8 protein-coding genes are annotated in these 9,721 nt (G+C 60.6%); 7 read left to right on the top strand and 1 reads right to left on the bottom strand.

Annotated features, from left to right (window positions below; translation table 11 throughout):
* Positions 1 to 469: 469 nt before the first annotated feature.
* Positions 470 to 916, top strand: a complete 447-nt coding sequence (locus NW809_RS07990; RefSeq protein WP_414346803.1) for a Fur family transcriptional regulator — start codon at positions 470 to 472, stop codon at positions 914 to 916.
* 180 nt (positions 917 to 1,096) lie between these two features.
* Positions 1,097 to 3,478, top strand: coding sequence for a M48 family metalloprotease (locus NW809_RS07995; protein WP_011428954.1), 2,382 nt, complete (start codon positions 1,097 to 1,099; stop codon positions 3,476 to 3,478).
* Positions 3,479 to 3,485: 7 nt separating this feature from the next.
* Here the strand turns inward: NW809_RS07995 and NW809_RS08000 are convergent, their stop codons facing one another.
* On the bottom strand, positions 3,486 to 3,938 hold the full coding sequence (locus tag NW809_RS08000) for a phosphomannose isomerase type II C-terminal cupin domain (protein ID WP_011428953.1): 453 nt from the start codon (positions 3,936 to 3,938) through the stop codon (positions 3,486 to 3,488).
* 125 nt (positions 3,939 to 4,063) lie between these two features.
* Between NW809_RS08000 and NW809_RS08005 the strand changes: the two genes are divergently transcribed.
* The 5 genes from NW809_RS08005 to folP form a co-directional block, all read left to right on the top strand.
* Positions 4,064 to 4,429 carry a 2Fe-2S iron-sulfur cluster-binding protein gene (locus NW809_RS08005; RefSeq protein WP_011428952.1) on the top strand — a complete coding sequence of 122 codons (366 nt, stop codon included), beginning with the start codon at positions 4,064 to 4,066 and terminating at the stop codon, positions 4,427 to 4,429.
* Entirely contained in the window at positions 4,422 to 5,720 is a 1,299-nt protein-coding gene (locus NW809_RS08010; protein ID WP_414401895.1) for an O-antigen ligase family protein, read from the top strand. Before NW809_RS08005 ends, NW809_RS08010 begins: the two co-directional genes overlap by 8 nt.
* A gap of 187 nt (positions 5,721 to 5,907) precedes the next feature.
* Positions 5,908 to 7,302 (top strand): 23S rRNA (uracil(1939)-C(5))-methyltransferase RlmD, encoded by a 1,395-nt coding sequence (gene rlmD / locus NW809_RS08015; protein ID WP_099812640.1) that lies wholly within the window; start codon positions 5,908 to 5,910, stop codon positions 7,300 to 7,302.
* 153 nt (positions 7,303 to 7,455) lie between these two features.
* A complete protein-coding gene (gene ychF / locus NW809_RS08020; protein WP_099812641.1) occupies positions 7,456 to 8,547 on the top strand; it encodes a redox-regulated ATPase YchF in 1,092 nt (363 codons plus the stop codon).
* 637 nt (positions 8,548 to 9,184) lie between these two features.
* Positions 9,185 to 9,721, top strand: a 537-nt coding sequence (gene folP, locus NW809_RS08025) for a dihydropteroate synthase (protein WP_414401896.1), incomplete at its 3' end; no start/stop codon positions are given.

A 9,721-nucleotide genomic window follows, 5' to 3' on the forward strand; every position in this document is an offset into this window, starting at 1 on the left:
CAACCCGGCGACCAGCCACCCCAGCCCGACACGGGTCAGCAAAGCTGCCAAGGCCAGGGATCCCAGCCAGAAGCCCCAGCCGGTTAGAGAAATGGAATAGGTTTTGGGCTGCTCAAACCGCATCTTTGTTTTCCCTTCCCGTATTGACTACGCTTAGCAACGCCGCCGGGATGCCGCGGGCCTTTTCCCGAGTTATGTTAGCCCAGACTCACTCGAACTATAAGGCCACCTGGGCATACCCTGTAGGCTAGCTCATTTCCAATAGACGCGGGATCCGGTTTCCCGCACCCCTTCTTCTGCCGGCCCAGGCGCTGCCGTTGCTTCTCAAGAAGGCAACAGGATCCCTTTGGCAGCCGAAAGTCAGTGGCGCTATCTTTCAGTGGCGCTATCTTACTTAAATGAGGCTATTATCAATTACAGAACTTATTGACTGTTACGGCGACGTTGCCCAACAGCGGAGGGGGGCATCATGGTCTACACGGAAGAAGCCTTCAAAGCGGAGCTAAATGCCAAAGGCTGGCGAGCCACTCGGCAGCGGGAAATCATCCTCCAGACCTTTCAAAACTTGCCTGAGGGGACTCACCTGAGCGCCGAGGAGCTGCACAAAAAGCTGCGGGAAGAAGGCCACAACATCAGCCTTTCCACCATCTATCGCACCGTCAAGCTGATGGCGCGCATGGGCATTTTGCGCGAGCTGGAACTGACCGAAGGCCACAAGCATTACGAGATCAACCAGCCGGCCCCCCACCACCACCACCATTTGGTGTGCGTCAAGACCAACAAGGTCATTGAGTTCAAAAACAACGCCATCCTGAATATCAGCCAGAAGGTGGCTGAAAAGTACGGCTTTAAAGTGCTGGATTGCCAGCTCACCATCATCGGCATCAGCCCGGAGGGACAGCGCTCGATCTTGTAGCCAAACAATTTCTGCAGCTCAGCTCCTGGATAAATGCTTGCCCTGGGCGTTCTGTACTGGGTTTGGGGGGAGATGGGGATCCCTTGGTAGAGAAAATGCCAGAATAGCCGCTGTAAAGTCGAAAGCCATTGGCAATTGAAGCAATAGCTCAGCTTACCCTACCCCCTCCGGGAGACGGCCATGAACGAGCAGGAATTGGCGCAGTGGCTAGAGCAAGCTCTGGCAGACCTGCGTCTGAGAGTTCAGGTGAAGGCCCAGCCCCTCCAAAGCAGTCCTGGGGATTACGCTTTGGTGATCATGATCAACCACCCTGCTCACGTTGCTCTCGACCATGAGAGGCTGACGGCCTGGTTCCAGAAGGCAATTCCCAGCCGCTATCCCCAAGTCAAGCGCTTGGCTCTCTACAGCCGCCCCATCGGCCAACAGCAGGCCAACTGGAAAACTCAGGTGAGGCTGGCTCCGGAAGCGGCGACGGGCAGGGGGGATCCCGCCGACAGTCCAGATCTCAGCCGCTATTGCTTTGTCCAAGACCGCCAGTTGCTCACCGCTGACCTGCCTCAACCCTCCAGCGTGGTGCGCCAGGCGGTCTTGGGTTTTCATAACCTCACCGCTGGGCAAAAGGAAGAAGTGCTGCCCCTGTTGCCCACTTTGTTCCGCAACCCCGGTGCTGTCTCGACGGCAATGCTGTCGGTGGATGCGGCCCTGTGGCTAGAGCCCTTGAAAAGCCTCAATCCCCACGAGCTGCGCCTGTTGAGCGTTTGGCTGAGCCGCTATTGCTTCAACCCCAGCCGCGCCTTGGCCGACTTGGATCCCGCCACCTCCAATCTCAGAACCGGTCAGACCCGACGCCGGTACCGCGCTCCTCAGACAGGGGTCTCGCTGGTTTTGGCCAGCTTTGCTGGCAACCTCACTCTGGCCGCCGGCGTGACCCTGAGCCTGTTGTTCGGCATGGTGTTTGTGTTGGCCCTGGCCGTTTTCGGCACCTTGGAAGGGGGGTTCTCTTTTGGCTCTTTTCTTTCCGCCGTTCTGCTCACCCTGGCCTTCAACGCCCTAATTTTCTTTTTGTCTCCCTGGTTGATGGACTGGATCCAGCACAGCCTCTACAGCACCCAGTGGGTGAGCTTGGCGGAAATTGGGCGTCGCAGCCCAGAGAGCGCGGAGGTGATCGCCCGCGTCTGTCGCCAGTACAAGCTGAAGCAGCCGAAGCTGGGCTTGATCCGCGACCAAAACCCTACTGCTTTTACCTATGGCAGCCTGCCGGATACGGCCCGCATCGTCGTCAGCGAAGGGTTGTTCACCTACTTGGAAGATGAGGAGGTGGCCACGGTCTATGCCCACGAGCTGGGGCATGTGATCCACTGGGATTTTGCTGTCATGACCCTGGCTTCCACGTTGGTGCAGATTCTCTACCTCCTCTACGTCTACCTGCGCGACACGCGCCGAGACCGCAGAGGGGGCAAAAACATAGGTTCCTTGGCTCTGGTCGCCTACTTTTTCTACGTGGCCGGCTCCTACTTGGTGCTGTACCTGTCGCGGGTGCGGGAGTACTTTGCCGATCACTTTGCCGCCGAAATCACCGGCAACCCCAATGCCCTCTCGCGGGCTCTGGTGAAAATAGCCTTTGGCATTGTGCAAGAAGGGGAGCGGCAACAGGATGAGGAAACCCGACAGCGCAGCGCTCGCCTGCTGGAAGGCACACGGGCCTTGGGGATCTACGATGCCAAGGCGGCGGTGATGGCGGGGACAGCCTACCGGGTGGCCGCGGATCCCAGCCAGGTGGGCAGGGTGTTTTTGTGGGATCTGTTTAACCCTTGGGCCGGGTGGATGGAGCTGAACTCCACCCATCCCCTCACCGGCAAGCGGGTGCGGGCGCTGGGCACCTATGCCGAACAACTGGATCTGCCGGTGGAGTTCGACATGGCCAGCGTGGTGGCCCAGGGCAAGCAGCTCAACCGCCAGCAGCTCTACGGCAATTTTCTTCTGGACGTGGTTTTGTTAAACGCCGAGTGGCTGGGGGCGATCTTGGGGATGGTGCTTGGGATCCCCGCTCTGCAGGCGGGGTCTTACGGCATGTTTGCCGGCCTGGTTCTGGCGGGAGCCAGCTTGGGCCTGCTGCTGAAGATGACGGTGATGTACCCCAGCTTGGAAAACCCGCCGGCACTGACGGTGTTGAAGGCCATGAGCAACCCCTACGCCAGCCCCTTGCGCGGCTTGCCGATGCAGCTAGAGGGGCGGGTGATCGGGCGGGGGGATGCGGGCTATCGCTTCGGCTCCGATCTCAAGTTCCAGGATGAGACGGGGATGATTTTCTTGCGCTATGTTTCTCGGTTTGGGCCGCTGGGCAACTTCCTGTTTGGGGCCAGCCGGGCAGGCAGGCTGGTGGGTCAAGAAGGGACGGTGGTGGGATGGTTCCGGCGGGGGATAGCTCCCTACCTGGATCTGTCCCGCTTCCAGAGCCGCTATGGCGAAGTGGTGACCAGCCATCCGGCCTTTGGACAGGCGGTGCAGGTGGCGCTGGGCTTGATGGCCGCCTTGCTGCTGATGACCGTTTTCCCCTTCTAGGACGGGCTCAGGATGAGGTCGACTGCCCGCTGTCGGCGCGGGCGTAGTCGTCGCTGAAGCGGATAATGTCGTCTTCGCCCAGGTACTGGCCGTTTTGCACTTCGATGATCACCAGGGGGATGACGCCGGGGTTTTCCAGGCGGTGCTTGGTGCAGGGGGGCACATAGGTGGACTGGTTGGTGGTGATCAGCCGCTCTTCGTTGCCGCAGGTCACTTTGGCGGTGCCGGCCACGACGATCCAGTGTTCGCTGCGGTGGTAGTGCATCTGCAGGCTGAGGCGATGCTTGGGCAGCACCACAATCCGCTTGATCTTGTAGCCGGGGCCCTCGTCCAGCACCGTAAAGCTGCCCCAGGGACGAGTTTCAGTATTGCTCTCGATGAGCTTGTTAAAAACTTCAGCCGAGAAGGTAGCTGGCAGTTTTTCCACTGAGGGCATGGGGGAATTGGGAGTTTCTAGCATAGGCTGCTCTCCTGGGGGCCCTGCCTTCAGCTTATCCTATGGAGCTGGGCAGTAGCCCAACTCCACTCAAATCTTGTGGGATCATGGAGAAGTCTCCTCATCGGGGGAAAAGGCCCTTCTTCTCCATGCATTCCTACCCGGTTCACATCCACGACCGCCAGAAAGACGCCCACTACTTCATCCAGGTGCCTGCCGACCAATACATCCTGGAGGCTGCCGAAGCCCAAGGGATCCAGCTTCCCTTTGCCTGTCGCAACGGCGCCTGCACCACCTGTGCGGTGCGGATCCGGCAGGGATCCCTCTACCAGCCGGAGGCAATGGGGATCTCGCGGGAGCTGAAGGAGCAGGGCTACGGGCTGCTGTGCGTGGGCTATGCCCGCTCCGAGCTGTGGGTGGAAACGCAAGATGAAGATGAGGTGTACGAGCTGCAGTTTGGCCGCTACTTTGGCCAGGGGCGGGTACGAGCGGGGATCCCCCTCGACGATGAGTAATTTTTCTGCCTCAGTTGCCTCTAAAGACCTGCCGCCGTCCCCCCGGCCTTCGCAACCTCAGGGCTGGCTGTTGGGGTCGGCGGCCCTGATCCCAGTCAACCTGGCCCCTAGTCTGTTGCTGGCGGTGGTGGGGACGGTGCAGAGCTATGGCCGCTGCTGGCAGCAGATCCGGCGGGATCCCTTGTTGGGCTTGGCGGGCCTGCTGAGCGCGGCGGCAGTGGCAACGGCGCTGCTGGGGGAAGACTGGCGGCTGAGCTTGCCGGGGATGTTTAACTACTGGCCCTTTCTGCTGATGCTGCCGGCCTTTGGGGCAGCGCTGGCCGATCCTGAAAGTCGCCGGCGCCTGGCGCAGGTGTTGGTGCTGGGCAGTGGGCTGATGCTGCTGTTGGGCTGGGGAGAGGTCCTGTGGGGGTGGCAGGGCCATCTCTTCTTGGGGCCGCTCTGGATTACGGGAGTGGCTGGCGGGGAGCGACCGGCAGCGGCCTTTACCTCCCCCAACCTCCTGGCCATTTACCTAGTGATCCACCTGTGCTTGGCGGCAGGGCTGTGGGGGGTAACTCAATCTCACCCCACCAGAGCAGGGCTGGCGGCGCTGCTGGGGTTAGGATCCCTGCTGTTGCTGCTGACAGCCTCCCGCAACGGCTGGGGGGCAGGGGGGCTGGCGCTACTGATTGGGCTGGCCCTGCGGCGCTGCTGGTGGGGGCTCGCCTTCCTGGCCGGCTTGGGATTAGCCGGCTTGGCCGCTGCTTTGGACTGGCCCGGCTGGCGGGCGGTTGTCCCTTCCTTGATCTGGAGCCGGTTGGCAGACACCTTTGACCCCCAGGCCCCCTATTTCAGCTCGACGGCCAACCGCCTCGATGCCTGGCGCTTTGCCCTGCAGATGGTGTGGGAGCGGCCCCTGACCGGCTGGGGCTGGCAGAGCTTTCCTGCCCTCTACAATGCCCAGGATCCGCCAGAGCTGCTGGGCCACTGCCACAACTTGTACCTCCATCTGGCGGCAGAAGGCGGGATCCCTCTGCTGCTGGGCTACTTGGCCCTTTGGGGTTGGATCTTGGCGCGGGGCTGGCGAGCCTGGCGTTGCTCCCAAGACGAGATCCTCTTGGGAGTTTTACTGGCCTTGACGGCGTTTTTTGCTGCGGGGCTTTTGGATGTGGTGATCTTGGATGGCCGCCTTCACCTGTTGATCACCTTGCTCTTGGGCGCAGCTTGGGGGGCCAGCCTCGAGCTCCGCTGCAGCCAGGCAAAGAGGGTTCCGGCGGATCCCCAGGCACCCCGGTCAATGCCACAATAGAGTTCCTCCCTTGGGTTTTCTGGGATTACTCTGTTTCGGTTGCCGGATTTTCTTACGTATCGAGTTTAGCTTTGGATGGTCTCACCCGATTTCGATTGACCAAAACTTTGGCGGCGCAGGCCCCGCCCTGAGGACTCTGTCCCGCTTGCGCGAATAGGGCTGGGAAGAACGTCAACCACCTTTTTCCATGGAGCAGCCAATCCCTTCTCTGGCCCCTGATCCCATCAAGCCGGGGGATCTCCTATCCCTGGAGATCACCGACCTAACCCCTGAGGGCGATGGCATTGCCCATACGCTTGGCCACGGGCGGGGTCGGGTGGTGTTTGTCGCCCAAGCGGTGCCAGGGGATCGCGTGGTGGCTCAGATAACTGAGATCAAGCGCAACTATCTGGTCGGGCGAATTCGCTCCCTCATAGCTCCCTCGCCGCAGCGGGTGCGGCCGGCCTGCATTGTGGCGGACAAGTGCGGTGGCTGTCAGTGGCAGCACGTCAGCTACGCTCAACAATTGGTTACCAAGCAGCAGATCCTCAGGGATGCGCTGGAACGAATTGGCGGTCTTACTCTGCCGGAGCCTGTCCCGATTTTGGGATCCCCGCAGCCGCTGCGCTACCGCAATAAGGTCACCTACCCCATTGCCAAAGCAGAGGGCCAGCCGCTGCGCATGGGCTACTACCGACCGGGCAGCCACCGCCTGGTGAACCTCAACCAGTGCCCTGTGCAGGACGAGCGGCTGGATGTGTTCTTGCGGGAAATTAAGCGGGATCTGCAGGAGGCCGGCTGGAGCGTCTACGACGAAAGCCGCCACCAGGGCCATCTGCGTCACTTGGGCTTGCGCATTGGTCGCCGCACCCGCGAGGTGCTCCTCACCTTGGTCAGTTGCAGCCGCGACCTGCCCCACCTAGAAAGGTGGGCCAAGCGCTGGATGCAGCGCTACCCCGACCTGGTGGGGGTTTGTCTCAACCTCAACCCGGCCCGCACCAACACCATCTTTGGCCCGCAAACGGAGGTGATTGCCGGGCGGGGATCCCTGCGGGAAGAATTGGCCGGTCTTTCCTTTTGGATTGACAGCACCTCCTTCTTTCAAGTCAACACGGAGCAGGCGGAGGCCTTTTTTACCTGGATAGTGGATCAGCTCCAGCTGCGCGGCGAGGAGATCGTCCTGGACGCCTACTGCGGCATCGGCACCCTAACCCTGCTCTTGGCCCGGCGGGCCAAACGGGCGATAGGGGTGGAAGTCCTGCCGGCGGCGGTGGCCCAGGCCCGCTACAATGCCCAGTTCAACGGCATCCCCTCGGCCCAATTTTTCCAGGGCGCAGTGGAAACGGTTTTGCCAACTCTGCCTCCTGCCGATATTGTGGTGTTGGATCCGCCGCGGCGCGGCTGCGAGCGGCAGGTACTCGAGATCCTAAAGCAGCGACAACCCCAGCGCCTTGTCTACATTAGCTGTCACCCTGCCACCTTGGCGCGCGACCTGCAAATTCTCATGGCCGAGGGATCCTACCGCCTAACCCAATGGCGAGCGGCCGACTTCTTTCCCCAAACAGGCCATGTAGAGGGGGTGGCCTTTTTGGAGCGGGTCTGAGGGCAACTCCAAAAACCTTGCCCAGCTTGCCGCAGAGCCGCCCTCTTGGTAAACGCAGCAGCCAGAGGCGACAAATGCTAACGTCAAAATAGTGACCTTAAAGTTTCGCAACGGATCCCTTTCCATTACCCTAGTTTTTCTTCCGCGATCTCGATGCTCAGAGCTGGAATTGTTGGCCTGCCCAATGTGGGCAAATCGACTCTATTTAACGCCCTCTGCGAAAATGCCAAGGCCGAGGCGGCCAACTTCCCTTTTTGCACCATTGAGCCCAACATAGGACGGGTGGCAGTGCCGGATGAACGCCTGCAGGTGCTGGCCAAGATCAGCGGCTCGGCGGCAATCGTCCCCGCCCAGATTGAGTTTGTTGACATTGCTGGCCTGGTGGCCGGCGCCAGCAAAGGCGAGGGGCTGGGCAACCAATTTCTCTCCCACATCCGCCAGGTGGACGCCATTGTACATGTGGTGCGCTGCTTCAAAGATGAGAACATCGTGCATGTGGCCGGCTCCGTGGATCCGGTGCGAGACATGGGCGTGATTAACCTGGAGCTGGCCCTGGCGGATCTGGCCCAGATCGAGCGGCGCTTAGAACGGGTGCGCAAACAGGCCAAGTCCGACAAAACGGCTCAAGTAGAGCTGCAGGCCCTGGAGAAGCTGCAGGCCGCTTTGGACGAGGGCAAGCCGGCCCGCCTGGTGCCCCTCAGCCCAGAAGAGGAGGCCTCCATCAAAGGGCTAGGGCTGCTCACCCGCAAGAAGGTGATCTATGCCGCCAACGTAGCGGAAACGGAGCTGGCCACTGGCAACGCGTGGGTGGAGCAGGTGCGGCAAGTGGCCCAGGCAGAAGGGGCGCGTGTGGTGGTGGTCTCAGCCCAGGTGGAGGCGGAATTGGTGGAGCTGCCGCCTGCAGAGCGACAGGCTTATCTAGACTCGCTGGGGGTGAAAGAAGGGGGGCTGAAATCTTTGATCCGCGCCACCTACGAGCTGCTGGGCCTGCGCACCTACTTTACTTCCGGCCCCAAAGAAACCCGCGCCTGGACAATCCCTGCCGGTGCCACTGCTCCTCAGGCAGCGGGGGTCATTCACTCGGATTTTGAGCGGGGCTTTATCCGGGCGGAAACGATAGCATATGAGGACCTAGTGGCAGCGGGATCCCTGAGTGCCGCCCGAGAGAAGGGCCTAGTGCGCAGCGAGGGCAAAGACTACGTGGTTCAGGAAGGAGATGTGATGCTCTTCCGTTTCCATGTCTAGGACTCCCTAGCCTATTCAGCCAAGCCGTGGTTTCTCAGCAGTGCCTCTAGGCAAAACGACTTATCTAGCCAGGGATCCCTGCTTCCAAGGGGTCTGCTTGACGCAACCGTTTTCCTGAGAAAACTGTTGACGCTGTAACGAAACATCACAATAATTGGACTAGATAAACAAGTACTTTAAGGGATGTATTGATGGATCTGCTGCAATACGGGCCGATGGCCTGGGTTTACCTAGCAATTTTTGCCTCCATCATCTGGTGCATCTGGGGTCGTTCGGAAGACGACATCATGTTTTAGCTCAAGCGGGAGGGGTTCCTCTGCGAGCTAAGGCTACTCCTTGGCCTTAGGCTGGCAGGGGATCCCTCCTAGGTATGGCTTTTTGCCGACCTCAGGTGACGTTTCCCCTCACTCACTCAACCAACTGAGGGTCATACCAAGGCAGATACACAACCGCGGCCCGCGCCACGCAGCCACTCCTCCCCTTCACGGGAGACACCTAGCAATACCCCAAAACAAACGGAGCGAGGGATCTGTATAGATTACTGCCCCCTGCGCTTCCCTACTTCTAGAATTCAGCTAGGCACGCGCTGGTCCTATCTGGGGCGGCTGCTCTGACAGCGAATTAGCTTGCAGGAGTTATGGGCGTTACCAGCTTGCTCTCTCGCCGTCCCCTGCCTGGGGCAGAACAAACACCGGAGGGGTACTGCCTTTCCTGGCGGGGTGTGGCGGTGATGGGGGTACTCAATGTAACCCCCGACAGCTTTAGCGACGGCGGCCAGTGGGGATCCGTGGAAGCTGCCGTGCAGGCAGCCAGAGCCATGGCAGCGGCGGGGGCCTTGATTGTGGATATCGGCGGCGAGTCCACCCGTCCGGGGGCAGAGCCGGTACCGGTGGAGGTGGAATGCGACCGGGTTTTGCCCGTGATTCGGGCTCTAGAGGGATCCGGCATTCTCATCAGCGTCGATACGCGCCGAACGGAGGTGGCAGCGGCAGCTCTGGCGGCTGGAGCGCACATGATTAATGACGTCACCGGCCTGCGCGATCTGCAGATGATGCAGCTGTGTGCCGAGAAGGGGGTGCCGGCAATCATCATGCACATGCGGGGAGAGCCCCGCACCATGCAGCAGCTTACCCACTACGAGGATCTGGAGGGAGAAGTTTTTGGGTTTCTCAAG

Origin of the sequence: Synechococcus sp. WC101 (genome assembly GCF_047461555.1) — a bacterium.
GTDB lineage: Bacteria > Cyanobacteriota > Cyanobacteriia > Thermostichales > Thermostichaceae > Thermostichus.